Annotated in this window: 25 protein-coding genes; 7 read left to right on the plus strand and 18 right to left on the minus strand. The window is 60.4% G+C overall.

The features are described 5' to 3' along the window. Positions 1–186: 186 nt before the first annotated feature. The 3 genes from clpB to rluD all read right to left on the minus strand — a co-directional run bounded on the left by clpB (position 187) and on the right by rluD (position 4,606). Entirely contained in the window at positions 187–2,751 is a 2,565-nt protein-coding gene (gene clpB, locus ACM530_RS05760; protein WP_242194788.1) for an ATP-dependent chaperone ClpB, read from the minus strand. Between the two features lie 170 nt (positions 2,752–2,921). Then, the gene (gene pgeF, locus ACM530_RS05765; protein WP_369302567.1) at positions 2,922–3,647 is read right to left on the minus strand and encodes a peptidoglycan editing factor PgeF; all 726 of its coding nucleotides are present in this window, start codon (positions 3,645–3,647) and stop codon (positions 2,922–2,924) included. After that, positions 3,644–4,606, minus strand: a complete 963-nt coding sequence (gene rluD, locus ACM530_RS05770; protein WP_005784662.1) for a 23S rRNA pseudouridine(1911/1915/1917) synthase RluD — start codon at positions 4,604–4,606, stop codon at positions 3,644–3,646. The genes pgeF and rluD overlap by 4 nt, the downstream gene beginning before the upstream one ends. A 149-nt stretch (positions 4,607–4,755) precedes the next feature. On the opposite strand from rluD, the gene ACM530_RS05775 reads away from it, so the two are divergent. Both ACM530_RS05775 and ACM530_RS05780 read left to right on the plus strand, forming a co-directional pair. Next, positions 4,756–5,781 (plus strand): outer membrane protein assembly factor BamD, encoded by a 1,026-nt coding sequence (locus ACM530_RS05775; RefSeq protein ID WP_106578596.1) that lies wholly within the window; start codon positions 4,756–4,758, stop codon positions 5,779–5,781. A gap of 125 nt (positions 5,782–5,906) precedes the next feature. Next, positions 5,907–6,140, plus strand: a complete 234-nt coding sequence (locus ACM530_RS05780) for a PP0621 family protein (protein WP_092240641.1) — start codon at positions 5,907–5,909, stop codon at positions 6,138–6,140. Here ACM530_RS05780 and thiO read toward each other — a convergent pair. The 5 genes from thiO to pilV form a co-directional block, all read right to left on the minus strand. Then, a complete protein-coding gene (gene thiO, locus ACM530_RS05785) occupies positions 6,127–7,236 on the minus strand; it encodes a glycine oxidase ThiO (protein WP_416364408.1) in 1,110 nt (369 codons plus the stop codon). The two genes, ACM530_RS05780 and thiO, sit on opposite strands and share 14 nt — an antisense overlap. Positions 7,237–7,298: 62 nt before the next feature. Then, complete coding sequence (locus ACM530_RS05790; RefSeq protein ID WP_242194796.1) at positions 7,299–7,700, minus strand: type IV pilin protein; 402 nt, start codon at positions 7,698–7,700, stop codon at positions 7,299–7,301. 11 nt (positions 7,701–7,711) lie between these two features. Then, positions 7,712–8,242: a PilX N-terminal domain-containing pilus assembly protein gene (locus ACM530_RS05795; RefSeq protein ID WP_416364409.1), complete on the minus strand. Its 531-nt coding sequence runs from the start codon at positions 8,240–8,242 to the stop codon at positions 7,712–7,714. 7 nt (positions 8,243–8,249) lie between these two features. Then, complete coding sequence (locus tag ACM530_RS05800; RefSeq protein ID WP_416364410.1) at positions 8,250–8,957, minus strand: PilW family protein; 708 nt, start codon at positions 8,955–8,957, stop codon at positions 8,250–8,252. After that, positions 8,954–9,439, minus strand: a complete 486-nt coding sequence (gene pilV, locus ACM530_RS05805) for a type IV pilus modification protein PilV (protein ID WP_416365078.1) — start codon at positions 9,437–9,439, stop codon at positions 8,954–8,956. Before pilV ends, ACM530_RS05800 begins: the two co-directional genes overlap by 4 nt. 206 nt (positions 9,440–9,645) lie before the next feature. Here pilV and ACM530_RS05810 point away from each other — a divergent pair, with 206 nt between their 5' ends. Beyond that, positions 9,646–10,227, plus strand: coding sequence for a GspH/FimT family pseudopilin (locus tag ACM530_RS05810; RefSeq protein WP_416364411.1), 582 nt, complete (start codon positions 9,646–9,648; stop codon positions 10,225–10,227). Here ACM530_RS05810 and ispH read toward each other — a convergent pair. The 6 genes from ispH to murJ form a co-directional block, all read right to left on the minus strand. Beyond that, complete coding sequence (ispH, locus tag ACM530_RS05815) at positions 10,181–11,128, minus strand: 4-hydroxy-3-methylbut-2-enyl diphosphate reductase (protein WP_083360219.1); 948 nt, start codon at positions 11,126–11,128, stop codon at positions 10,181–10,183. The two genes, ACM530_RS05810 and ispH, sit on opposite strands and share 47 nt — an antisense overlap. A gap of 184 nt (positions 11,129–11,312) precedes the next feature. Beyond that, positions 11,313–11,750 (minus strand): FKBP-type peptidyl-prolyl cis-trans isomerase, encoded by a 438-nt coding sequence (fkpB, locus tag ACM530_RS05820; RefSeq protein ID WP_010213263.1) that lies wholly within the window; start codon positions 11,748–11,750, stop codon positions 11,313–11,315. A gap of 7 nt (positions 11,751–11,757) precedes the next feature. Then, a complete protein-coding gene (gene lspA, locus ACM530_RS05825; protein ID WP_106578588.1) occupies positions 11,758–12,267 on the minus strand; it encodes a signal peptidase II in 510 nt (169 codons plus the stop codon). Continuing rightward, positions 12,260–15,091, minus strand: coding sequence for an isoleucine--tRNA ligase (gene ileS, locus ACM530_RS05830; RefSeq protein WP_416364412.1), 2,832 nt, complete (start codon positions 15,089–15,091; stop codon positions 12,260–12,262). Before ileS ends, lspA begins: the two co-directional genes overlap by 8 nt. Positions 15,092–15,105: 14 nt before the next feature. Beyond that, positions 15,106–16,044 (minus strand): bifunctional riboflavin kinase/FAD synthetase, encoded by a 939-nt coding sequence (gene ribF / locus ACM530_RS05835; RefSeq protein ID WP_064450635.1) that lies wholly within the window; start codon positions 16,042–16,044, stop codon positions 15,106–15,108. A 119-nt stretch (positions 16,045–16,163) separates the two neighbouring features. Next, complete coding sequence (gene murJ, locus ACM530_RS05840) at positions 16,164–17,702, minus strand: murein biosynthesis integral membrane protein MurJ (RefSeq protein WP_145165592.1); 1,539 nt, start codon at positions 17,700–17,702, stop codon at positions 16,164–16,166. A 253-nt stretch (positions 17,703–17,955) separates the two neighbouring features. Between murJ and rpsT the strand changes: the two genes are divergently transcribed. Further along, entirely contained in the window at positions 17,956–18,234 is a 279-nt protein-coding gene (rpsT, locus tag ACM530_RS05845) for a 30S ribosomal protein S20 (protein ID WP_003171647.1), read from the plus strand. A 283-nt stretch (positions 18,235–18,517) separates the two neighbouring features. On the opposite strand, the gene ACM530_RS05850 is transcribed toward rpsT, so the two are convergent. After that, positions 18,518–19,003 carry an FKBP-type peptidyl-prolyl cis-trans isomerase gene (locus ACM530_RS05850; protein ID WP_003188398.1) on the minus strand — a complete coding sequence of 162 codons (486 nt, stop codon included), beginning with the start codon at positions 19,001–19,003 and terminating at the stop codon, positions 18,518–18,520. Between ACM530_RS05850 and ACM530_RS05855 the strand changes: the two genes are divergently transcribed. From ACM530_RS05855 to ACM530_RS05865, 3 genes are all read left to right on the plus strand, one after another. Continuing rightward, positions 19,002–19,292, plus strand: coding sequence for a DUF3565 domain-containing protein (locus ACM530_RS05855; RefSeq protein WP_242195076.1), 291 nt, complete (start codon positions 19,002–19,004; stop codon positions 19,290–19,292). The two genes, ACM530_RS05850 and ACM530_RS05855, sit on opposite strands and share 2 nt — an antisense overlap. A 79-nt stretch (positions 19,293–19,371) precedes the next feature. Then, positions 19,372–21,471 (plus strand): phosphate acetyltransferase, encoded by a 2,100-nt coding sequence (gene pta / locus ACM530_RS05860; RefSeq protein ID WP_106578583.1) that lies wholly within the window; start codon positions 19,372–19,374, stop codon positions 21,469–21,471. Next, positions 21,472–22,371: an acyltransferase gene (locus ACM530_RS05865; protein ID WP_369302559.1), complete on the plus strand. Its 900-nt coding sequence runs from the start codon at positions 21,472–21,474 to the stop codon at positions 22,369–22,371. A gap of 115 nt (positions 22,372–22,486) precedes the next feature. Here ACM530_RS05865 and cysN read toward each other — a convergent pair whose 3' ends face one another. The 3 genes from cysN to ACM530_RS05880 form a co-directional block, all read right to left on the minus strand. Further along, positions 22,487–24,385, minus strand: coding sequence for a sulfate adenylyltransferase subunit CysN (gene cysN / locus ACM530_RS05870; RefSeq protein WP_262210075.1), 1,899 nt, complete (start codon positions 24,383–24,385; stop codon positions 22,487–22,489). A gap of 13 nt (positions 24,386–24,398) precedes the next feature. Next, positions 24,399–25,316, minus strand: coding sequence for a sulfate adenylyltransferase subunit CysD (gene cysD, locus ACM530_RS05875; RefSeq protein WP_017137614.1), 918 nt, complete (start codon positions 25,314–25,316; stop codon positions 24,399–24,401). Between the two features lie 271 nt (positions 25,317–25,587). After that, positions 25,588–26,346 carry a Nif3-like dinuclear metal center hexameric protein gene (locus ACM530_RS05880; protein ID WP_416364413.1) on the minus strand — a complete coding sequence of 253 codons (759 nt, stop codon included), beginning with the start codon at positions 26,344–26,346 and terminating at the stop codon, positions 25,588–25,590. Positions 26,347–26,376 lie beyond the last annotated feature (30 nt).

The following is a 26,376-nucleotide window of genomic DNA, read 5'->3' on the forward strand; positions in this document are numbered from 1 at the left end:
ACCCTTTAAATTGCTTTTAAGACAATGATTTGCGCTTCTTTCTGATTTCTTCTTGGGGAGAAGAAACCCGTGGGCTGACGTTGCTGCGGGGCGCACTTTACAAGCCTTTGCCTTACAGTTCAACGCCCTATCGAAAAAAAAGGCCCCGCAATGCGGGGCCTCCTCTTATAGCCATACAAGCTGGACTCAGTGGAAGACGATTTCGTCGTTTTCCACAGTCGCCGTGACGCTGGTGCCCGGCATGAAGCTGCCCGACAGGATCAACTGCGCCAATGGGTTCTCGATCCAGCGCTGGATCGCACGTTTCAGTGGCCGTGCGCCATACACCGGGTCGTAACCCACCGCGATCAGCTTGTCCAACGCCTCGCTGCTCAGCTCCAGGTCGAGCTCGCGCTCGGCCAGGCGGCCACGCAGACGTCCCAACTGGATCTCGGTGATGCCCGCGATCTGATCCCGCGCCAGAGGCTCGAAGATCACCACTTCATCGACCCGGTTGATAAATTCCGGACGGAAATGAGTGGTCAGTGCATCCATCACCGCAGCGCGCTGGCCCTCGCGATCACCCACCAACTCCTGAATCTGCGCCGAGCCCAGGTTGGAGGTCATCACGATCACCGTATTACGGAAATCCACGGTACGCCCGTGGCTGTCCGTCAAACGGCCATCTTCCAGCACCTGCAGCAAGATGTTGAACACATCCGGGTGGGCCTTCTCGACCTCGTCCAGCAGGATCACCGAGTAAGGCTTGCGACGCACGGCTTCGGTCAGGTAACCCCCCTCTTCGTAGCCCACGTAGCCTGGTGGGGCGCCGATCAAGCGAGCCACCGAGTGTTTCTCCATGAATTCGGACATATCGATCCGCACCATGGCCTCTTCGGTATCAAACAGGAACTCGGCCAAGGCCTTGCACAGCTCGGTCTTACCCACGCCGGTCGGGCCGAGGAACATGAACGAACCGCTCGGACGGTTCGGGTCGGACAAGCCGGCCCGGGAACGCCGTACCGCGTTGGACACAGCCACCACGGCCTCTTCCTGGCCAATGACGCGCTGGTGCAACAGGCTTTCCATCTTCAGCAACTTGTCGCGCTCGCCTTCGAGCATTTTCGACACGGGAATACCGGTCCACTTCGAAACGACTTCGGCGATTTCTTCCTCGGTCACCTTGCTGCGCAACAATTGGTTCTCGGGCTTACCATGCTGGTCGACCATTTGCAGGCTGCGCTCCAGGTCCGGGATCACCCCATACTGCAACTCGGCCATGCGGTTCAGGTCACCTTTACGGCGCGCGGCTTCCAGCTCCTGACGGGACTGCTCGATCTTTTGCTGGATCTGCGCAGAACCCTGCACCTCGGCTTTTTCCGAGGTCCAGATTTCCTCGAGGTCTGAATATTCACGCTCCAGACGCACGATTTCTTCCTGGAGTTTTTCCAGGCGTTTCTTCGCGGCCTCGTCTTCTTCTTTCTTCAAGGCCTGGGATTCAACCTTCAGTTGAATCAGGCGCCGATCCAGACGGTCGAGCACTTCCGGCTTGGAGTCGATCTCCATGCGAATACGGCTGGCCGCTTCGTCGATCAAGTCGATGGCCTTGTCCGGCAACTGGCGGTCAGTGATGTAGCGATGGCTCAATTTGGCCGCCGCAATAATCGCGCCGTCAGTGATCGCCACCTTGTGGTGGACCTCATAGCGTTCTTTCAGGCCACGCAGGATCGCGATGGTGTCTTCTTCGCTGGGTTCTTCCACCAGCACTTTCTGGAAACGACGCTCAAGGGCTGCGTCTTTCTCGATGTACTGGCGATACTCGTTCAGCGTGGTGGCGCCAACGCAATGCAGCTCACCGCGCGCCAATGCGGGCTTGAGCATGTTGCCGGCATCCATCGAGCCCTCGCCTTTACCGGCGCCGACCATGGTGTGCAGTTCGTCGATGAACAGAATGATCTGCCCTTCCTGCTTCGACAGTTCATTAAGCAGGGATTTCAGGCGCTCTTCGAACTCGCCACGGAACTTGGCGCCGGCGATCAGCGAGCCCATGTCCAAAGACAGCAGACGCTTGCCTTTAAGACCGTCCGGCACTTCACCATTAATGATGCGCTGGGCCAGGCCTTCGGCAATCGCGGTTTTACCCACGCCAGGTTCACCGATCAGCACCGGGTTGTTCTTGGTGCGGCGTTGCAGCACTTGGATGGTGCGACGAATTTCGTCATCACGGCCGATCACCGGGTCAAGCTTGCCCTCTTCGGCGCGCTTGGTCAGGTCGACCGTGTATTTGTCCAGGGCCTGGCGCGACTCCTCGTGGTTGGGGTCATTCACCGCCTCGCCGCCACGCAGGTTGTTGATGGCGTTTTCCAGGGCCTTTTTGCTCACGCCCTGACCCAGCAGCAATTTGCCAAGCTTGCTGTTGTCGTCCATCGCGGCGAGCAGCACCAGTTCGCTGGAGATGAACTGATCACCTTTTTGCTGAGCCAGGCGATCTGCCTGGTTAAGCAGGCGCGCCAGGTCCTGCGACATGTTCACGTCGCCGGTAGGGTTTTGGATTTTTGGCAGTTGGTCGAGCTCTTTGCTCAACTCTTTGCGCAGGCTGTTGACGTCAAAGCCCACCTGCATCAGCAAGGGCTTGATAGAACCACCTTGCTGTTCCAGAAGCGCCTGCATCAAGTGCGCAGGCTCAATAGCCGGATGGTCGAGGCCGACCGCCAGGGATTGGGAGTCCGATAGAGCTAACTGCAATTTGCTGGTTAAACGATCAATACGCATTAGTCACCTTCCTTTTGAGCAGGCCGGAGCTATGTGCGAGCGAGCTTGCTCGCGAAAAACGCATCCTGAATGAAGAAACCTGCCAGATACCCCTATAGATGGGGTGGATTCTGCAAGATTCAAGCGGGCTATCGTGGATGTGGATCAGCGTTGACCCAAGTCAAGTGAGTCTAGCGCTCAAGCCAGATAAGGGAGGCAAATCGACCCGTGCGAGGGCTGCGACGGTAAGAAAAGAAGCGCGGGTCAGTCACGGTGCAATAACCGCCACCATAGACAGCGGTGATTCCACGTGCGGCGAGCCGCAGGCGCGCCAACTGGTAGATGTCGGCCATGTACTTGCCGGGATTGTGGCTTGGCACGAAGGCTTCAGCGGTCGTGGGCAGCTGCTGCATGAAGGCTTCACGCACCTCCGGGCCGACTTCAAAGGCTTGCGGGCCAATGGCAGGGCCCAGCCAGACCAATACATCGGCAGGTTCGCAGCCCAGGCTTTCGAAAGCCGCTTCGAGCACACCCGCTGCCAGCCCACGCCAACCGGCATGGGCGGCCGCCACGCGAGTACCGGCGCGGTTGCAGAACAACGCGGGCAGGCAATCGGCAGTCATGGATGTGCAGGCGATACCAGGCGTGCTGGTCCAGCTGCCATCGGCTTCGGCGATACGCGAGGGGTCAGCCTCGACCACGGTCACCCCGTGAACTTGGCGCAGCCACGCAGGCTGAATATCAAAGGTATCGGTCAGGCGACGGCGATTTTCAAGGACGGCTTCAAGGCTGTCCTCAACATGATCGCCCAGGTTGAGGCTGTCGAACGGCGCCAGACTGACGCCGCCCGCACGGGTGGTGACGCAGGCTTTAACCTGAGCCGGCGCAGGCCAGTCAGGAATCAGCCAGTCATTCATCCGATAAACGCCTCGCGATCCTGCTTGAGCAGCGACAACAACCAGACCAGATCGTCTGGAAGAGGCGATTCCCAGCTCATTCGCTTACCGCTCGTCGGATGATCCAGCTCCAGGAAACGTGCATGCAGCGCCTGACGCGGGAAGGATTTCAGCGATTCAACCATGGTCTGACTCGCCGCCGGCGGAATACGGAAGCGACCGCCGTAGGCCGGATCTCCGACCAACGGGAAGTTAATGTGCGCCATGTGCACGCGGATCTGGTGCGTACGGCCGGTTTCCAGCTTGACCCGCACGTGAGTGTGGGACCGGAAACGCTCCAGCACACGGTAGTGGCTGACGGCCTGCTTGCCGCCTTCCATCACCGCCATACGCTGACGCTGCTGGCCGTGGCGACCGATAGGGGCGTTGATCTTGCCACCCGCCACCACCACGCCGATCACGATGCACTCGTAGATGCGGCTGACGCTACGGCTCTGCAACTGTGTGACCAGTTGCGTCTGGGCCTGGATGGTCTTGGCCACCACCATCAAGCCGGTGGTGTCCTTGTCCAGGCGGTGCACGATGCCGCAGCGCGGGACATTGATGATGTCCGGCACGTGGTGCAGCAAGGCATTGAGCAAGGTGCCATCAGCGTGCCCGGCGGCCGGGTGAACCACCAGGCCTGCGGGTTTATTGATGACCAGGATGTCGTCGTCTTCATAGACGATGTCCAGCTCGATGTCCTGGGCGACCCATTCTCCCTGGGCTTCCTGCTCGGCAGTCAGCTCAAGAATCGCACCGCCATGGACTATGTCTCGCGGGCGGATAACCGCTCCATCCACAGTCAGGCGGCCGTCTTTGATCCAGGCGGAAAGGCGCGAGCGCGAGTGCTCAGCGAATAATTGTGCGGCGACTTGATCGAGGCGTTGGCCGCCCAATTCGGACGGCACCTCTGCGCGAAGTTCAATTTTATCGGACATGCTCAGACTAGGCGTGGCACAGCCTTTGGTTTCGGCTGCGCGCTTGTGGTTAAATACGGCGTCTTTTGCCCCGAGGCTTTCAACGGGGCGCTCATCATAACAGGACGGCCCCGCCCAAGACAGCGGCCGTCATAGGGACGCAAGCCGCCATGCAAGTGAAACACCTGCTGCTGATCGCCATCCTCGCCATGACTGCTGCTTGCTCGTCAACAAAGGAAGTCGTCGACGAAAACCTGAGCGAAGTCGAGCTGTATCAATTAGCTCAAAAAGACTTGGACAATAATAGCTACACCAGTGCCACAGCCAAGCTGAAGGCCCTGGAGTCACGCTATCCGTTCGGGCGCTACGCCGACCAGGCACAGCTCGAGCTGATCTACGCCAACTACAAGAACGCCGAGCCGGAAGCTGCCAAGTCCGCCGCCGAGCGTTTTATCCGCCTGCACCCGCAGCATCCGAACGTGGACTACGCCTACTACATGAAGGGCCTGACCTCGTTCGACCAGGACGTGGGCCTGCTGGCGCGCTTCCTGCCGCTGGACATGACCAAGCGTGACCCCGGCGCTGCCCGCGACTCCTACAACGAGTTCGCCCAGCTGACCAGCCGCTACCCCAACAGCCGCTACGCGCCGGACGCCAAGCAGCGCATGATCTACCTGCGCAACCTGCTGGCTTCCTACGAGATTCACGTGGCTGACTACTACCTGACCCGTCAGGCATACGTGGCTGCCGCCAACCGTGGGCGCTATGTAGTGGAGAACTTCCAGGAAACCCCTTCCGTGGGTGACGGCCTGGCGGTGATGACCGAGGCTTACCAGGCGTTGCACCTGGATGCATTGGCAGCCACCAGCCTGGAAACCCTGAAGCTCAACTACCCAGACTCGCCAAGCTTGAAAGACGGCCAGTTTGTGCCTCGGGTTGCCGAAACAGACAACCGTTCGTGGCTGAGCAAGTACACCCTGGGCCTGATCAGTTCCCGTCCACCCTTGCCGCCGGGCGAAACCCGCGCCAACCAGGACGTGATCAAACAGTTCCAGGACGCCAAGGAAGCAATTCCGTCGGAGCTCAAGCCGCATGACGAGAATGGCGATGTGATCGAAGAGCAAGAGCCGCAGGCCCTTGGCAACAACGAAGATCGTTCGTGGTTCAGCTACATGACGTTCGGCGTATTCGACTGATTGCACTCAGCGTCATCAAGAAGGAGCCTTTCGAGGCTCCTTTTTTATTGCCCGGCGTTATTGCACTGTGCGCCTGCCACGACCTTGGCTAAACTGGCGCATTCCTTGTCGAGAAACTGCCCATCATGCTTCGTCTACTGTTCTGGATTGCCGTCATTGCTGCCGCGGTATGGTTCTGGCGCAAATTCAAAAGCCCAGCCGCCCGGCAGCAACGCGCCAGCGAGCCTGACGCAGCCCTGATGGTGCGCTGCGCCCACTGCGGCGTGCACTTGCCGCAGGATCGCGCGCTGAGTTCACGCCAGGAGTGGTATTGCACTCAGGCACACCTGGAACAGGGGCCGAAGTCTATCCAGCGTTGATTCGACCTGCGGGCGCATAAGGCGCCGGTTCAATGATCGGCGTACGCCCCAGCAACAAGTCGGCAAACAACTGGCAGGATGCCGGCGCAAGCACCAAGCCATTGCGGTAATGCCCGCAATTGAGCCACAACCCTTTGAAGCCCGGGACTTCACCGATATAAGGGATACCTTCCGGTGAGCCGGGCCGCAAACCGGCCCAATGCCCCACGACCTCGGCGTCCGCCAAGGCAGGAATCAACTCCACAGCCGAAGCCTTGAGGCTTTCCAGCGCCGAGTCGGTCGGGGTCTTGTCGAACCCTTCGTGTTCAAGCGTGCTGCCGATCAGAATGTGCCCATCACGCCGTGGGATCGCATAACGCCCCTTGGCCAGGACCATGCTCGAGAGGAAATCCGAGGCGCATTTGTACAAAATCATTTGGCCTTTGACCGGTTCCACCGGCAGCGCCAAGCCCAACTTGCCAAGTAACTCACCGCTCCAGGCACCCGCAGCCAACACTATCTGGTCGCCAAGAATCGGTCCCGCAGCGGTATTCACGCCCACTACGTCTTCGCCTTCAAGTACAAAACCCTGTACTTCGCACTGCTCATGAAGGGTCACACCAGGCAGCGCCAACAGCGCCGCCTTGAGGGATTTGACCAGGCGCGGGTTGCGCACATTGGCCACGTCCGCCATGTAGATCGCCTGGGAATACCCGCCGCCCAGTACCGGCACGGCATCGTGCGCAGCCGACACATCCACTTTGCTCAGCGGCCGTCCCTCGCGGGCAGCCCAGGCCAACGCCTGGGCCTCGTCTTCCAGGTCCAGCCAGTAAAGGCCCGTGGTATGAACCTCTGGATCAACCCCCGTGGCCGCGAACAGACGTTCGGCCAATTGCGGATAAAAATCCTGGGACCAATGCGCCAGCGCGGTGACCGCCGGGCTATAGCGCCACGGATACAGCGGCGACACGATCCCGCCGCCGGCCCAGGAGGACTCCTGGCCAAGCCCGGAGCGCTCCAGCAGTATGACGGCCTGCCCTTGGGTGGCCAGGTTGTACGCCGTCAACAACCCGATTACTCCGCCACCGACAATCACCACTTGCTGTTGCTTAGCCATCATTTGATCCAGCCGATAAAAAGGGAAAAGCGCACCGGGCGCCCACTCATCCAGCACTCTCATCATTGCCCCCAGCACGCCTTGCGCGACATTCCAGGTGCCGCGCCCGGGTTGCTGCGCACGCCGGAGCTGCTCAGGCTGAATTCAGCGCAAGGGTCGCCTGCCATGACTGAGCCGACGGCAGGCGTGGCCACCAGGGTGAAGTCCTGAGGGTTCAGTGCAGCGCCGATTCTATAGCGTTCATTGCCCGCACTGACGCCGCTTGCATCAATAAAAGTGCCGTTGCGCGTGTAAAAGCGCTCCAGGTAATGGACTTGCTCGGACAACAACGCAACGATTTCTGCGCGATAGGCCTTTTTTACATGCCCGGTATACGCCGGGTAAGCGATCCCGGCCAGAAACGCGATGATCGCGACAGCGATCAATAACTCGATCAAGGTAAAACCCTGGCAATCCTTGCCCATTGATACGCTCCTTATTGAAGTTGCCGCCATAAAATCCGACGAAATCTCGCCCCTGCTGCTTCGTTGACCTGCGCATAGACCGTCTCCAGAACGGTGCGCGATTGGCCACTGAAGCCCACCGCCGTCACGCGGTATAACCTGGCAGATGTGTGCAGAGGTAAACCCGTCAGCCCTGTGCCCTGCCCCAGCGCTTGAATGCCGTACAGACCGCCCTTGAAGGCAACCCAACTGACCGCTGAAACAGAACGCTGCCCGGCGCCAACCACAGAAAACGACTCCGGTGGCGGTGCGCAGGCGCTTATCGACTGGCATAACGGCAACACCGCCCCCGCGCGACGGACCATTGATTCCCCAAACCTCAGGCCGCTTTCGGCACTTTGAAATGATTGATTGCGATGCCAGACGCCGCTGGCAATCCTTTGCTGGGACACGGCCCCTTGCATCGAGGCCAGGCCAATCAGTGACAACACCAGCAAAAACACCAGGCTGATTAAGAGGACCATGCCCGTCTGCCGTGGATGGAAGCCGTCAAAGTTGCGCATGATCGCTCTACTCCAACCGGTTGCGCAGCGCTGCCACGACGCTGTAGGCCTGATCCTGAACGCGCCCCGTCGGGTCTCGCAGCGTCATTCGGATACGCACGCTGCGTATCAGTGATTCGTCGGCCGGGGTGGGGTCATAGCGCGCAACGCGAGCCGAGCCGGGCTTGGCTGCCACACCGAAACTGAGGTCGAACGCCTGTACGTTATCCACCAGAACCGCCTTGGCCGGCGCAGCCGGTGTACTGACCTTCAGCTGGCCCGCTTCAAAGGTGTAGGTGAGCTGGCGTATCGCAAACCGGCTCTGGCCAGGCGCGGGCGTCGGCGAGTTGCCCGCATAGGCCTGGGCCGTGGTCATGCAGTCGGAAAGTACCGTCCAGTCTGGCCTGCCACCCTCTCTACTTGCATCCGCAGTGACTAACGTGAGTGACCTCGAGCTGCCCGAGGTGCTCCAGCCGACCGGTCGATCAAAGGCCGCCGGCGCATTATCGATAGAGGCCGTCGCCAGGCAGCCAAACACACCCGCCTGGCGAATGTCCTGAATCATCTTGCTCAGCACAAACCGCGCATCATCCTGCAGCAACATGGCTGCCTGCTGGCTGGCGTGGGTGGCTCGAACGCTGATGACGACTTGGCTGACCCCGAGGATCAGCAACAACCCGACAGACAGCGCCAGCAACAGCTCCACCAGGCTGAATCCCCGTGCAAAGCGATTCATTTCGCCACCCCAGGCTCGCTGGCAATGCGACTGGCGAGGGTGAAGGTTTCCCGTGCGCCGCTGCGGTTCGCGCCCCTGGCGTCGTCCCAACTGATACTGACGGTCACCTCGCCGCCACTGACCACGACGGAGCCTTTTGCACTCGCTCCGGCAAACCCGACGATATTTGCTTCGAAGTCGTGCAGGTCCAGGTCACGCACGCTGGCGCTGGCCGTACCGAGCGGCGCGCCTTCGGTTCGGCTCCATGAATAGTCGACGCTCGAGTTGGCGCGAACCCGGTCGAGCATGTCGTAGGCAATGAAACTGGCCTGGCTGATCATCCTTGAGCTGTCGGTGTATTTGAGTGCGTTGAGCTGGATCACCGCCGCGCCCAGCAACCCGACCGCAAGAATCAGCACGGCCACCAGCACCTCGATCAGCGTCATGCCGGATTGGTGGCGGGGTAAGACGCAGGCAAATTTTAGGTTCGGACAAACAAGCATCACCGTCGTCATCCCTGTCGAAGGCCGGAGAAAAGCAGGAAAAACCTGCTGTGCGGCCCAAGACTAGCGTCGGTTTTCGGCTGGCGCTGCTGCCGGAACAAAGGGAAATACTTTGGACATAAAGGCCATCACTCCACGCCAGGAACTGGCGGCTATACCTATGCCTGTCACCTGAAACAGTGAACCCGTCCATGGAGGGACGACACATGAAGCAACGCGGATTCACCCTGGTCGAGCTTCTGCTGACCCTGTTGCTAAGCGGCATCCTGGCAAATCTCGCAGTACCCGGTTTCAAAGGCTTGCTCGAGTCACAGCAACGACAAACAGCTGCGCAGGCTTTGGCCAGCGGCATGCGCTATGCGCGCACCGAGGCCATTGCGCGCAATCGTGCGGTGGTCATTCACGCGCGGGATGAAAACTGGAGCCAGGGATGGCGAGTGATACTGGACGAAAGCGGACGCGGCCACCTGGACGAGAACAATCCGGTGCTGCTGGAACGACAGGACAGCGGGCAGGTACCGATCGTAGGCAATGGGCCCGTGAAGAGCGAGGTACGCTTCAGCGGATTGGGCGAGCCGATCTTTTCAGCGGGAGGGTTCCGCGCGGGCACTGTGCACGTATGCGACGCGGATCAGGCGCAAAGCCTGTTTCAGGTGGTACTTGCCCCCAGCGGGCGCATCAGCCTGCGCAGTGAAACCACCGAGCAGGCGTTATGCCGGAATGACTCCGGCACCTTGGCACTCAGAGCAGCGAGCGAACCCGCAGCTCCTTGGGCATGGAGAACGTGATGTTCTCTTCACGGCCAGCCAATTCATCGGCACCGGTGGCACCCCATGCCTGCAGTTGCTGGATCACACCGCGCACCAGCACTTCCGGCGCCGACGCGCCCGCCGTAATGCCGATACGCTCGACACCGTCGAACCAGCTGCGCTGCATGTCTTCAGCGCCGTCAATCAGGTAGGCCGGCGTGGCCATGCGCTCGGCCAGTTCGCGCAAGCGGTTGGAGTTGGAGCTGTTGGGGCTGCCGACCACCAACACGACATCGCACTCATCGGCCAGTTGCTTGACCGCGTCTTGACGGTTTTGTGTGGCATAGCAGATGTCGTCTTTGCGCGGGCCACCAATGGCCGGGAATCGCGTGCGCAAGGCATCGATTACACGGCTGGTATCGTCCATCGACAAGGTGGTCTGCGTGACAAAGGCCAGCCGCTCGGGGTTTTGCACCTGCAAGTTGGCAACGTCTTTTTCGTCTTCCACCAGGTAAATGGCACCGCCATTGCTGGCGTCGTACTGGCCCATGGTGCCTTCGACTTCCGGGTGGCCGGCATGGCCGATCAGGATGCATTCACGGCCATCACGGCTGTAGCGCGCGACTTCGATGTGCACCTTGGTCACCAGAGGGCAGGTGGCATCGAATACCTTGAGGCCGCGACCGGCAGCCTCGGTACGCACGGCCTGGGAAACACCGTGCGCGCTGAAGATGACGATAACGTCGTCCGGCACCTGATCGAGCTCTTCGACGAAGATGGCACCGCGGGCGCGCAGGTCTTCAACCACAAATTTGTTGTGGACGACTTCATGACGCACGTAAATCGGCGGTCCGAAGACTTCCAGGGCGCGATTGACGATTTCGATCGCCCGGTCCACACCGGCGCAGAAGCCACGGGGGTTGGCGAGTTTGATTTGCATGCTGTGCCTCGTGTCTTGCAGGGCAAGAAATTGGATCAACTCAACTCTACAGGAGTGAGCCCCTGTGGGCGCCGGGGTTGCCCGCGATGCAGACGACTGGGTGTATCAGGTACACCGAGGTGATGCTATCGCAGGCAAGCCAGCTCCCACATAAACCAGCCCCCACAGGAGCCAGCGTCGTTGATCAGAGCGCTTTAACGTCGATGATTTCAACGTCAAACGTCAAGGTTTTACCGGCCAACGGGTGGTTGAAGTCGATGGTCACTTGCGCGTCATCGAAGGTTTTCACCACACCAGGCAGCTCGGTATTCGCCGCATCATTAAAGATCACCAACAGGCCTTCCGACAGGTCCATGTCCTGGAACTGCGAACGCGGGATGATCTGCACGTTTTGCGGGTTGGGCTGGCCAAAGGCGTTTTCCGGCAGGATCTGCAGGGTACGCTTGTCGCCGGCCTTGAAACCGAACAGCGCCGCTTCAAAACCCGGCAGCAGGTTGCCGTCGCCGACCTTGAAGGTCGCCGGGGCTTTGTCGAACGTGCTGTCGACCGTGTCGCCGTTCTCCAGGCGCAGTGCGAAATGCAAAGTGACTTCCGTGTTCTGGCCGATGCGTTGCTCAGCCAATACCTGATCAGTCATTGACGGTCTCTCCGGTTTTCTTGCTTTTAAACATGTCCAACGCCAGCATGATTGCACCGACGGTGATGGCGCTGTCGGCAAAGTTGAACGCCGGGAAGTACCAGCGGTTCTGCCAATGCACCAGGATAAAGTCGATCACATGGCCCAGGGCAATGCGGTCGTACAGGTTGCCCAGCGCGCCGCCCAGCACCAGGGCCAGGGCGATAGCCAGCCAGGTATCATCGCGACCCAGGCGCTTAAGCCAGACCACCAGGACTGCACTGACCACGACCGCGATCAACGCGAACAGCCAGCGCTGCCAGCCGGAGCTGTCAGCGAGGAAGCTGAAGGCAGCGCCGGTGTTGTAGGCCAGGGTCCAGCTGAAGTAGTCAGGGATGACCACGATCTGCTGGTACATCTGCAAGGCGCCTTCGAAGTGAGCCTTGCTGAGCTGGTCAATGACCAGCACCAGCACGCTCAGTACGAGCCAGCCCAGACGTCCGAAACGGCTGGTATTAGGCATAGTGGCGAACCTCGCCAGCACCGCTGATGTTGTCGACGCAACGACCGCAGATTTCCGGATGCTCAGGGTTCACGCCAACGTCTTCACGGCAGTGCCAGCAACGGGCGCACTTAGGGAAGGCCGACTTGACCACTTGAAGCTTGAGGCCCGGCACTTCGGTAGCCACCGCGTCCGCGGGTGCCTGAGCAAACGGTGCCAGGCTGGCAGTCGAGGTGATCAGCACGAAGCGCAGTTCGTTGCTCAGCTTGGCCAGGTCGGCGCTCAGGCCTTCCTCGGCAAACAGAGTGACTTCGGCTTGCAGGTTGCCACCGACGGCCTTGGCCGCACGCTGCACTTCCAGCTCCTTGTTCACCGCCACTTTGACGGCCATTACGCCTTCCCAGTATTCGCGGCCCAGTTCGAAGTCGGCCGGCAGTTCGGTCAGGCCTTCGTACCAAGTGTTGAGCATCACCGATTCGTTACGCTCGCCCGGCAGGTATTCCCACAGCTCGTCGGCGGTGAAGGCCAGGATCGGCGCGATCCAGCGCACCAGCGCTTCAGAGATGTGGTACAGCGCGGTCTGCGCCGAACGGCGTGCCTTGCTGTTGGCGCCGGTGGTGTACTGGCGGTCCTTGATGATGTCGAGGTAGAAACCACCCAGCTCCTGCACGCAGAAGTTGTGGATCTTGGAGTACACGTTCCAGAAGCGGTATTCGCCGTAGTGTTCCTGCAACTCGCGCTGCAGCAACAGGGTACGGTCCACGGCCCAACGGTCGAGGGCGAGCATGTCCTCGGCCGGCAGCAGGTCGGTGGCCGGGTTGAAACCGGTCAGGTTCGACAGCAGGAAGCGTGCGGTATTACGGATACGGCGGTAGGCATCAGCGCTACGGGCCAGGATCTGGTCCGACACGGCGATTTCGCCCGAATAATCGGTCGACGCTACCCACAGACGCATGATGTCGGCGCCCAAGGTTTCATTGATCTTTTTCGGCTCGATCACGTTTTTCAGCGACTTGGACATCTTGCGGCCCGTCTCGTCGACGGTAAAACCGTGGGTCAGCAGTTCGCGGTATGGCGCGTGGTTGTCGATGGCGCAGCCGGTCAGCAAGGAGGAATGGAACCAGCCACGGTGTTGGTCCGAACCTTCCAGGTACAGGTCGGCACGCGGGCCGGTTTCGTGGCCCATCGGGTGCGAACCGCGCAGCACGTGCCAGTGAGTGGTGCCGGAGTCGAACCACACGTCGAGGGTGTCGCTGATCTTGTCGTACAGCGGCGCTTCGTCGCCCAGCAGCTCGGCGGCGTCCAGTTTGAACCAGGCTTCGATGCCTTCCTGCTCAACACGCAGGGCGACTTCTTCCATCAGTTCGACGGTGCGCGGGTGCAGCTCGCCGCTTTCCTTGTTCAGGAAGAACGGGATCGGCACGCCCCAGTTACGCTGACGGGAGATGCACCAGTCCGGGCGGTTGGCGATCATCGAGTGCAGGCGCGCCTGGCCCCAGGCCGGGACGAACTTGGTGTCTTCGATGGCTTTGAGCGAGCGCACACGCAGGGTGTCGCCGCTGGTCGGCTCTTTGTCCATGCCGATAAACCACTGCGCGGTGGCGCGGTAGATCAACGGGGTCTTGTGGCGCCAGCAGTGCATGTAGCTGTGCTTGATGGTTTCGGTGTGCAGCAGCGAACCGACTTCACGCAGCTTATCGATGATTGGCTCGTTAGCCTTGAAGATGAACTGGCCGCCGAAGAACTCCAGCGACGGCGCGTACACGCCATTGCTTTGCACCGGGTTGAGGATGTCGTCGTTGACCATGCCGTAGGCTTTGCAGGTCACAAAGTCGTCAACGCCGTAGGCCGGTGCGGAGTGAACCACACCCGTGCCCGAACCCAGCTCAACGTAGTCAGCCAGGTACACCGGCGACAGACGGTCATAGAACGGGTGGCGGAAGTTGATCAGTTCCAGCGCGGTACCGGTCGTCGTGGCGATCACCGAACCTTGCAGCTCGTAACGCGCCAGGCAGGCTTCGACCATTTCTTCAGCGAGCACCAGCAGGCGATCATCGACGTCCACCAGGGCGTAGGTGAATTCCGGGTGCACGTTGAGCGCCTGGTTGGCCGGAATGGTCCACGGGGTGGTGGTCCAGATCACGATGGCAGCCGGTTTGCTCAGGCTTGCCAGGCCAAAGGCCTCGGCCAGCTTGGCGTCGTCGGCGATCGGGAAGGCCACGTCGATGGTCGAGGACTTCTTGTCTTCGTACTCGACTTCCGCCTCGGCCAGGGCCGAACCGCAGTCGAAGCACCAGTTCACAGGCTTGAGGCCCTTGAACACGAAACCGCCTTTGACGATTTCAGCCAAGGCACGGATTTCCCCGGCCTCGTTCTTGAAGTTCATGGTTTTGTACGGGTTGTCCCACTCGCCCAACACGCCCAGGCGGATGAATTCGGACTTCTGCCCTTCGATCTGCTCGGTGGCGTAGGCACGGCACAGTTCGCGGGTTTTATCCGCGCCCAGGTTCTTGCCGTAAGTCACTTCGACTTTGTGCTCGATCGGCAGGCCGTGGCAGTCCCAGCCCGGAACATAAGGTGCGTCGAAACCCGACAGGGTTTTAGAGCGCAGGATCATGTCCTTGAGAATTTTGTTCAGCGCATGACCGATGTGAATCGTGCCGTTGGCATAAGGAGGGCCGTCGTGCAGGACGAATTTCGGACGATCCTTGCCAATTTCGCGCAACTTTCCGTACAGGCCAATACTGTCCCAGCGCTGCAGGATCTGCGGTTCGCGCTGTGGCAGGCCGGCCTTCATTGGGAAGGCGGTGTCCGGAAGGTTTAGCGTGGCTTTATAGTCGGTCATTTAAGGCTCTTCGGTTAGCGATGGGCGCTAGGTGCGGCTAGTGCACGGGCGGCGGCGACATCCGCATTGATCGCCGTTTTCAACGCCTCAAGCGAGGCGAAACGCTGCTCTTCACGCAGCTTCTGGTGGAAAACCACCGTCAAACGCCGGTCATACAAATCACCGGCAAAATCCAAAAGGTGAACTTCCAGGTGGGCCTTGCCATCACCTGCAACCGTGGGCCTGACGCCTATGTTGGCGACTCCCGGCCACGATTGGCCGTCGATGTCGACGCTCACCAGGTAAACCCCGGTGAGTGGCACACGACGGCGCTTGAGTTGCACGTTGGCGGTTGGCGTGCCCAGTTGGCGCGCCAGCTTCTGGCCGTGCAGTACCCGCCCGGCAATGCGGAACGGGCGACCGAGCAAACGCTCGGCCAAGGCGAAGTCGGCAGCGGCCAGGGCGTTACGCACCTGGGTACTGCTCACACGCAGGCCGTCCAGTTCGACGGTTTGCGCGGCTTCGACGGTAAAACCTTGATTCACACCGGCGTGTTGCAGGAAGTCGAAATCCCCGACGCGGTCGCAACCGAAACGGAAGTCGTCGCCGACCTCCAGGTGCTGTACGCCCAGGCCATCTACCAGAATACGGTCGACGAACTCCGCGGCGCTGAGGCTTTGCAGACGCTGGTTGAAGGCCAGGCAAAGAACACGGTCCACGCCCTCTTCGGCCAGCAGCTGCAGCTTGTCGCGCAAACGAGCCAACCGTGCCGGCGCCGTTTCAGGGGTAAAGAATTCCCGTGGCTGCGGCTCAAAAATCACCACGCAGCTGGGCACGCCCAACTCGACCGCACGTTCACGCAGCCGGCCCAGGATAGCCTGGTGGCCACGGTGAACACCGTCAAAGTTGCCAATAGTGGCGACGCAGCCCCGATGCTCGGGGCGCAGGTTGTGGAGACCTCGAACCAGCTGCATAACGCGCTTCTTGCTCATAAAGTGGTCGATTATAACCACACCCGGCCCCGGACGACAGGCAACAGCGCAGGCCAAATGGATCGAATCGATAAAACCATCGTTTTATCGCGGCAAACTCTCTATCCCAGGGACTTGCGATTGAAATCACGCAGACGAAAGCCTTGCAGCAGCAACATCCCGAAGTACACCACCACGCCGGCAACCACCAAAATGCCCAGGCGCATGAAGCGCTCCAGCATATGGCCTTGGTCCCAGGCGGGCATAAAGTGCATCAGGCCCAGCAATACGGCCGACATGGTCGCCACCGCCACGAGCAGCTTGAGGGCGAACATGCCCCAGCCCGGCTGCGGCTGATACATCTGTTGTTTACGCAGTTGGTAAAACAACAGGCCGGCATTGATGCAGGCACCAGCGCTGATGGCCAGGGCCAGGCCGGCGTGAGCCAGCGGACCGATGAACACCAGGTTAAGCAGTTGAGTGACGATCAGGGTGAAGATTGCGATCTTGACCGGTGTGCGGATGTTTTGCTGGGCGTAGAACCCCGGCGCCAGCACCTTGATCACAATAATGCCGAGCAGCCCGACGGAGTAGGCGACCAGCGCACGCTGGGTCATCGAGGCGTCAAACGCGCTGAATTGGCCGTATTGAAACAGCGACACGGTCAGCGGTTCGGCCAGGATGCCCAAGGCCAGAGAACACGGCAGTACCAACATAAAGCACAGGCGCAGGCCCCAATCGAGGATCCGCGAATACTCCTGGCGGTCCTTGCTCGCATAGGTGCGCGACAAGGTTGGCAGCAAAATGGTGCCCAGGGCCACGCCGAGCACGCCGGACGGCAGCTCCATCAGACGGTCGGCGTAGTACATCCAGGACACTGAGCCTGAAACCAGCAGCGAGGCAAACGCGGTGTTGATGATCAGCGAAATCTGGCTGACAGAGACCCCGAGGATCGCCGGCAACATATTGCGCATCACGCGCCAGACGCCGGTGTCTTTGAGGTTCAGGCGCGGCAGCACGAGCATGCCGATCTTTTTCAGGTGCGGCAGCTGGTACAGCAGTTGCGCCAGGCCACCCGCCAGCACCGCCCAACCCAGGGCCATCACCGGCGGATCGAAGTACGGCGTGAGGAACAGCGCAAAAATAATCATGCTGACGTTCAGCAGCGTCGGCACGAAAGCCGGCACCGAGAAGCGGTTCCAGGTGTTGAGGATCGCCCCAGCCAGGGACGACAGGGAAATCAGCAATATATAAGGAAAGGTCACGCGCAGCAGATCAGTGGTCAGCGCGAATTTTTCCGGGGTATTGGCAAAACCCGGCGCCGTGGCCCAGATCACCCAAGGCGCGGCGAGCATGCCGGCGATGGTGACTAGCATCAGCACCAGCGTCAGCAGGCCCGAAACGTACGCGATAAAGGTGCGGGTGGCTTCTTCGCCCTGCTGGTTTTTGTACTCGGCCAGAATTGGCACGAACGCCTGGGAAAATGCCCCCTCGGCAAAGATCCGTCGCAGCAGGTTGGGCAGTTTAAAGGCAATAAAGAACGCATCCGTGGCCATGCTGGCGCCAAAAATGCGCGCCAGCAGGGTGTCGCGCACGAACCCCAAAACCCGGGAGATCATCGTGATAGAGCTGACGGCAGCCAACGATTTGAGCAGATTCATTGAAAGAGTTTGCGCCTATAGATAAAGAGCAGGCGAACAAAGCGCCCACTTATGCGATACTGCGCGCCTGCAACAGCACAGAGCCAAAGCTCGCGAGTTTACAGGTCAAGCGCCGGAAATAAATCACCCGCCTCTTCAGATCGACCACTCAGCAGTTCGCATCAGCCGCCCTTGACAACCCATCAAGTCATCGGCATGATTCGCGGCCTATTTTGTTTGCTATTTCCTAAAAAGTCTTTCGAGGAGCTCGACGGTGGCCAACACACCTTCCGCCAAAAAACGTGCAAAACAGGCTGAGAAGCGTCGCAGCCACAACGCCAGCCTGCGTTCCATGGTTCGTACCTACATCAAGAATGTAGTTAAAGCCATCGACACCAAAGACGCTGAAAAAGCCCAAGCTGCTTACGTTCTGGCCGTGCCAGTTATCGACCGTATGGCCGATAAAGGCATCATCCACAAGAACAAGGCCGCTCGTCATAAGAGCCGCCTGAATGGCCACATCAAGGCTCTGAACGTCGCTGCAGCAGCCTAAGTGGTAAAAACTGCAACGTAGCCCAGGCCGCGTAACAGTTAAGAAATGCCCCGCACCGAAAGGTGCGGGGCATTTTTGTTTGTGCCGCATATAGGGCGTGCGCAGTTCAATGTGGGAGCGGGCTTGCCCGCGATTACAGCGTGTCAGTCACCGAATACTTGGCTGATACACCGCTATCGCGGGCAAGCCCGCTCCCACATTTGGACTGGGGTACATTTTCAAGGCACAAAAAAACGCCCCGAACCAGTCGGGGCGTTTTTGCTACCTATTGATCAAACCACAATCAATGGTGATGACCGCCTTCACCGTGAACGTGGCCGTGGGCCACTTCTTCCTGGGAAGCGTCGCGGATGGCAACGATCTTCACTTGGAAGTTCAGGCGCTGGCCAGCCAGAGGGTGGTTACCGTCAACGGTCACGTCATCGCCGTCCAGATCGCGGATGGTGACGATCTGCATTTGGCCGTCCGGCGCGGAAGCGTGGAACTGCATGCCCACTTCCAGCTCGTCAACGCCTTCGAACATGCTGCGGCTCAAGGTGCTGACCAGTTCGGCGGAGTATTCGCCGTAAGCGTCTTCAGGTTCTACGGCGACGGTCAGTTCGTCACCGACGTTCTTGCCTTCCAGAGCCTTTTCTAGGCCCGGGATGATGTTACCTGCGCCTTGCAGGTAGACCAGCGGCGCGCCGCCGGCGGAGCTGTCGATGACCTCACCAGCGTCGTTGGTCAGGGTATAGTCGATGGAGACAGCCTTGTTAGCGGCGATCGTCATGGGGCGAGACCTTTTGCATAAGAATGAAGAACGGACAAGTCTAAACAAGGATTTGCCCGAAAGCGAACACAACCCGGACAGACGGGACCGATCAACGGCATCCTTCATCCTCGGATTCCACCAGGATGACGACCGGCACTGGGTCGCCGAGCTGTCCTGCGGCCACACCCAGCACCTGCGCCACCAACCGCCATGGCAGTCGCGCGCCTGGGTACTGGACCCCGCGCAACGCCTTGAAAAAATAGGCCAACCCTTTGCGTGTGGCTGGTGTGCGCAAGCGCTCGAATAACGATAACCTTGGCGTCTGATTCCCGGTAGGCGCTCAACCATAGAGCGCCACCGAAGCCATGCACCTCCAGAGAATTCGCATGCAGACTTTTTTTATCGCGCCCACCGATTTTGGTGTGGGTCTGACCTCCATCAGCCTTGGGCTGGTGCGTACCCTTGAACGGGCCGGGCTGAAAGTCGGTTTCTTCAAACCCATTGCCCAGCCGCACCCGGGCGACACCGGCCCCGAGCGCTCCACCGAGCTGGTGGCCCGCACCCACGGCCTGAAACCGCCCCAGCCTTTGGGCCTGGCCCATGTAGAGCGCATGCTCGGCGACGGCCAGCTGGACGAGCTGCTGGAAGAAATCATCACCCTTTACCAGCAAGCCGCCGTGGGCAAGGACGTGCTGATCGTCGAAGGCATGGTGCCAACCCGCAGCGCCAGCTATGCGGCGCGGGTCAATCTGCACCTGGCCAAGAGCCTGGATGCGGAAGTGATCCTGGTCTCGGCGCCGGAAAACGAAGTGCTCACCGAGCTCTCTGGCCGCGTGGAACTGCAGGCGCAACTGTTCGGCGGCCCCAAAGACCCGAAAGTGCTGGGCGTGATTCTCAACAAAGTGCGCACCGACGAAAGCATGGAAGCGTTCTCGGCGCGCCTCAAAGAACATTCGCCACTGTTGCGCAGCGGTGACTTCCGCCTGCTTGGCTGCATCCCGTACCAGCCCGAACTCAACGCGCCGCGCACCCGCGACGTGGCCGACCTGATGGGTGCACAGATCCTTAACGCCGGCGACTACGAAACCCGGCGCATGACCAAAATCATCATCTGCGCGCGCACCATGCGTAACACTGTGGAGCTGCTCAAGCCCGGCGTGCTGGTGGTTACCCCTGGCGATCGCGACGACATCATCCTCGCCGTCAGCCTGGCCGCGATCAACGGCGTGCCGCTGGCCGGCCTGCTGCTGACCAGCGACACCCTGCCCGACCCGCGCATCATGGATCTGTGCCGGGGCGCGTTCCAGGCCGGGCTGCCGGTGTTGTCGGTGAGCACCGGTTCCTACGACACCGCCAACCAACTCAACAGTCTCAACAAAGAAATTCCGATTGATGACCGCGAGCGCGCAGAAATCATCACCGATTTCGTCGCCAGCCACCTCGACGCGCGCTGGCTGCACCAGCGTTGCGGCACGCCACGGGAGATGCGCCTGTCGCCGGCCGTGTTCCGCTACCAGTTGATCCAGCGCGCCCAGGCCGCCAACAAACGCATCGTGTTGCCCGAAGGCAGCGAGCCGTTGACCGTGCAAGCTGCCGCCATCTGCCAGGCGCGCGGCATTGCCCGTTGCGTGTTGCTGGCCAAACCGGCGGATGTGGAAGCGGTGGCCCGCGCCCACGGCATCGAGCTGCCCGAAGGCCTGGAGATTCTCGACCCGGACCTGATTCGCCAGCGTTATGTCGAACCGATGGTCGCGCTGCGCAAGAGCAAGAGCCTCAACGCACCGATGGCCGAGCAGCAACTGGAAGACACCGTGGTGATCGCCACCATGATGCTCGCGCTGGATGAAGTGGATGGCCTGGTCTCCGGCGTCATCCACTCCACCGCCAACACCATCCGCCCTGCCCTGCAGCTGATTAAAACGGCGCCGGGCTGCACCCTGGTGTCGTCAGTGTTCTTCATGCTGTTCCCGGAGCAGGTGCTGGTCTACGGCGACTGTGTGATGAACCCGCACCCGAGCGCGGCGGAACTGGCAGAAATCGCCCTGCAAAGCGCCGACTCGGCCGCCGCGTTCGGCATCACCCCGCGCGTGGCGATGATCAGCTATTCCAGCGGCGATTCGGCCAGTGGCGAGGAAGTGGAAAAAGTCCGCGAAGCAACCCTGCTCGCCCATGAACAGCAAAGTTCACTGCTGATCGACGGGCCGTTGCAATACGACGCCGCCGCCAACGAAACCGTGGCCCGGCAACTGGCGCCCAACAGCCTGGTCGCCGGCAAAGCCACGGTGTTTGTGTTCCCAGACCTCAATACCGGCAACACCACGCACAAGGCCGTGCAACGCAGCGCCGATTGCGTAAGCCTGGGGCCGATGCTGCAAGGCCTGCGCAAACCGGTGAACGACCTGCCGCGCGGCGCTCAGGTCGACGACATCGTGTACACCATCGCCCTGACTGCGATTCAAGCCGCCAACCGACCTATGGATATTTAAATGCTGGATTTTCTACCTGCCGCCGTGCGCGGGGTGATCGCGTCCTTGTTGTTGGCGCTGAACACGATTGTGTTGTGCTCGTTTCTGTTTATCGTCGCGCTGTTCAAGGCGCTGCCATTTGCCAAGCGCTTCAGCGAATGGCTGATGAACCACACCCACGAAGCCTGGGTCACCAATAACAAGGGCTGGATGAACCTGGTACGGCGCACGCGCTGGCACCTGACCGGCCTTGAAGGGCTGGACTACGAGCACTCGTACCTGGTGACCAGTAACCACCAGAGCTGGGTGGACATCATGGTGCTGCAGTACGTGCTCAATCGACGGATTCGCCCGCTGAAGTTCTTCCTCAAGCAGGAGCTGATCTGGGTGCCGGTGATTGGCCTGGCGTGGTGGGCGCTGGGCTTTCCGTTCATGAAGCGCTACACCAAGGCTTACCTCGAAAAACACCCGGAAAAGAAAGGCAAAGACCTGGAAACCACCCGCAAGACCTGTGCGAAGTTTCGTGACAACCCGGTGGGCATTTTCAACTTTGCTGAAGGCACACGCTTTACGCCGGGCAAGCATGCGCAGCAAAAATCCCCATTTCGCTATTTGCTCAAACCTAAAGCCGGCGGCATTGCGTTTGTGCTGGACGCCATGGGCGAGCAATTGAAGTCACTGGTCAACGTGACTATTCACTACCCTGCCGGGCGCCCTGGGTACTGGGACTTGCTGTGTGGGAATGTGAAGGATGTAGTGGTGCACTTTGAAGAAGTGCAGATTCCGGCCGGGTTTATCGGCAAGAATTATGAGCAGGATGGGGAGTACCGGTTGGCGTTTCAGGGCTGGATCAACCAGCTGTGGGAAGACAAGGATGCGTTGCTGGACAAGCTGCACACCGATTTCCCAGGCAAACAATAATCAACTGTGGGAGGGGGTTTGCCCCCCTCCCACAGTTGGCCGAGTTGTCTTCAAGACTCCATGAAAAAGCCCGCCACCGAGTCATCGGTGGCGGGCTTTTTTGTGGCGGCGAGGTTTAGATCGCGCCGCGCTGACGCAACAGCTCCAGCACTTGCTTGACGCTGTCTTCCAGCGACGTGGCCTGGGTGTCGATCACCAAGTCGGCATTCAACGGCACGTCGTACGGGAAAGACTCGCCAGGGATGTTATCCCCACCCGCCGCGTACAGGCCTTGCGGATCACGCTCGGCGCACACCAGCGGCGACGCTTGCACATAGACGGTGAGCAGGCGGTCGGCGCCAATCAGCGCCTTGGCCTGTTCGCGGCCCTCGGCATCCGGCGCAACGAACGCGGCCAGGGTCAGCAGGCCGGCTTCGTTGAACTGGCGCGCCACGTGAGCAGCGCGACGCCAGTTTTCAGTGCGGCCGCTTCGATCCTGCGGCAACCCTTTGTTCAGGTCGTGACGCAGGTTCTGGCCATCCAGTACGAACACCGCACGGCCCATGTCGAACAGCTTGCGCTCAACCGCGTAGGCCAAGGTGCTCTTGCCCGCGCCCGACAGGCCGCTGAACAACACGGTGGCCGGCTGCTGGCCGAAGCGCAGAGCGCGCTCTTCAGTGGCGACATGAGCAAGGCTGCCGTGTTGCGCTGAACCACCATGGTGGACCGGCGGCGCGATGATCATGCCCGCGGCCACCGTGCCGTTGGTCAAACGGTCGATGACGATAAACGCACCGGTGGTGCGGTTACTGTCGTAACCGTCCAGCGCGATGGCGGCGTCGAGGCTGACCTTGACCCGCCCGATCTCGTTCAACTGCAGCGAACTCGCCGGGCCTTCGGCCAGGGTGTTCACGTCCACGCGGTGCACGATGCTGGTGATGGAACCCGGCACGTAGCTGGTCGCGCGTTTGATGTCGTATTTCTTGCCCGGCAGCATCGGCTCTTCGGCCATCCACACCAGCATGGCGTCGAAGGCGTCGGTCACTTGCGGCACGTTGTCGGCATGCACCAACAGGTCGCCACGGGAGATGTCGATCTCGTCTTCCATGGTCAGGGTCACGGCCTGGCCAGGGCCTGCGTGCTCCAGCTCACCTTCGAAGGTGACGATGGATTTGACGCGGCTGCTCTTGCCCGACGGCAGCACCACGACTTCGTCGCCCTTGTGCACAATGCCGCTGGCCAGGGTGCCGGCGAAACCACGGAAGTTCAGGTTCGGACGGTTGACGTACTGGACCGGGAAACGCAGGTCGGTGTAGTTGCGGTCGTTGGCGATCTCGACGGTTTCGAGAATTTCCATCAGCGACTGGCCGGTGTACCAAGGCGAACGCTCGCTCTTGTTCACCACGTTGTCGCCCTTGAGCGCCGACATCGGCACGAAGGCCAGGGTGCTTGGCTTGAACGCGATACCGTCGGCAAACTTCAGGTAATCGGCCTTGATCTGCTCGAATACGCTTTGGTCAAAGCCGTTGATGTCCATCTTGTTGATGGCCACCACGATATGTTTGATGCCCAGCAACGAGGCGATAAAGCTGTGGCGACGGGTCTGGGTCTGCACGCCATAACGCGCGTCGATCAGAATGATCGCCAGGTCACAGGTGGAGGCACCGGTGGCCATGTTGCGGGTGTACTGCTCATGGCCGGGGGTGTCGGCAATGATGAATTTGCGCTTGGCGGTGGAGAAGTAGCGGTAGGCCACATCGATGGTGATGCCCTGCTCGCGCTCGGCCTGCAGGCCGTCGACGAGCAAGGCCAGGTCGATGTCATCGCCGGTGGTGCCGGACTTCTTCGAATCACGGGTGATGGCTTCCAGGTGATCTTCGTAGATCATCTTGGAGTCGTGCAGCAGGCGCCCGATCAGGGTGCTCTTGCCGTCGTCGACGTTGCCGCAGGTCAGGAAGCGCAACATTTCCTTGCGCTCGTGCTGGCCCAGGTAGGCGAGGATGTCCTCGCTGATCAAATCAGATTGATGCGACATTGGTGACAGCCCCTTAGAAATAACCCTGACGTTTTTTATCTTCCATCGAGCCTGCGCCATCGTGGTCGATGACCCGGCCCTGGCGCTCGGAAGTTCGCGTCAGGAGCATTTCCTGAATGATGTCCGTCAGCGTCTCGGCTTCGGACTCCACCGCGCCCGTCAACGGGTAGCAGCCCAGGGTACGGAAACGTACTTTCTTTTTGACGATTCGGGCTTTGTCTTCGTCGGACAAGTGCTCGAGGATGCGGTCGTCGTCGATCATGATCAACGTGCCGTTCTTCTCGATCACGTCGCGTTCGGCGGCGAAGTACAGCGGCACAATCGGAATGCCTTCCAGGTAGATGTACTGCCAGATGTCCAGCTCAGTCCAGTTGGACAGCGGGAACACACGGATCGACTCGCCCTTGTTGACGTTGCCGTTGTAGACGTTCCACAGCTCCGGGCGCTGGTTTTTCGGGTCCCAACGGTGCTTGCTGTCGCGGAACGAGTACACGCGCTCTTTGGCGCGGGATTTCTCTTCATCGCGACGGGCACCGCCGAAGGCTGCGTCGAAACCATGCTTGTCCAGGGCCTGCTTGAGGCCTTCGGTTTTCATGATGTCGGTGTGCTTGGCGCTGCCGTGGGTGAACGGGTTGATGCCCTGCGCCACGCCGTCCGGGTTGACGTGGGTGATCAGGTCCAGGCCAAGCTCTTCGACCATTTTGTCGCGAAACTTGTACATCTCCTGGAATTTCCAGCGGGTGTCGACGTGCATCACCGGGAACGGCAGCTTGCCCGGGAAGAAGGCCTTGCGCGCCAGGTGAAGCATCACGGCGGAGTCTTTACCGATCGAGTAGAGCATCACCGGGTTGTCGAACTCGGCGGCGACCTCGCGGATGATGTGGATGCTTTCCGCCTCCAGCTGTTTCAGATGCGTCAGTTTGTCGACCATGGCTACTCACGGAAAAACGATCTTATGGACGGCCAGCGGGCCGTGTTCGAGCGGGGCATGCTAGCACAGCACCTTCTTCTATTCAGGGAGCTGGCTAGATCGAAACGGTATATGAATATGCCGCCTGGTTTGGCGTGAAACCCGGTCAACTGCGGGAGCTGGCTTTTGTGGGAGCTGGCTTGCCTGCGATACAGGCACCTCGGTCAGTCAGGTAAATTGAGGTGATGCTATCGCAGGCAAGCCAGCTCCCACATTGGGCCTGCGGCGAGGCTTAGATCGGGTTCGGGCAATCGATGAATAGATGCTCCAGCGCAAACCGCCGGGCCAGGTAATCGCCCAACGCTTGGACACCGTAGCGCTCAGTGGCGTGGTGGCCGGCGGCGATAAAGCTGATGTCGTTTTCCCGCGCGCTGTGAAAGGTTTGCTCGGAAGCTTCGCCGCTCAGGTACAAGTCGACGCCTGCCGCAATCGCGTCGTCGATGTAACCCTGACCTCCGCCGGTGCACCAACCAACGCGGCGGATCATTTCGCTGCCTTCGATCAGCAGCGGCTCACGGCCCATCACGTCCTGCACACGGCGGGCAAAGTCGCGGGGCGACAGGGGCTCGGCAAGGGAACCGACCAGGCCGACGATTTTGGGGTTGCCCGGGTCCAGCGGGCCTTCGACGGTAATGTCCAGCTGCCGGGCGAGTTGCACGTTATTGCCCACGTCCGCGTGCAGGTCCAGCGGCAGGTGGTAGGCAAGCAGACTGATGTCGTGCTTGAGCAGGGTTTTCAGGCGGCGCTGTTTCATGCCGGTGATGCACGGGTTTTCGCCCTTCCAGAAATAACCGTGGTGCACCAGCACCAGGTCGGCCTGGGCTTCGACCGCGGCATCCAGCAGAGCCTGGCTTGCGGTCACGCCGCTGACGATGCGCATCACCTGCGGACGGCCCTCGACCTGCAGGCCATTGGGGCAATAATCGGCAATTTTTGCGCTGCCAAGGTAGCGGTCCGCTTCCTCGACGAGGGTGGTAAGGGGGACGGCCATAAAAGACTCCTAAATATCCCGTTCCGAGGC

It is taken from the genome of Pseudomonas sp. NFX183 (assembly GCF_047943075.1).
GTDB lineage: Bacteria > Pseudomonadota > Gammaproteobacteria > Pseudomonadales > Pseudomonadaceae > Aquipseudomonas.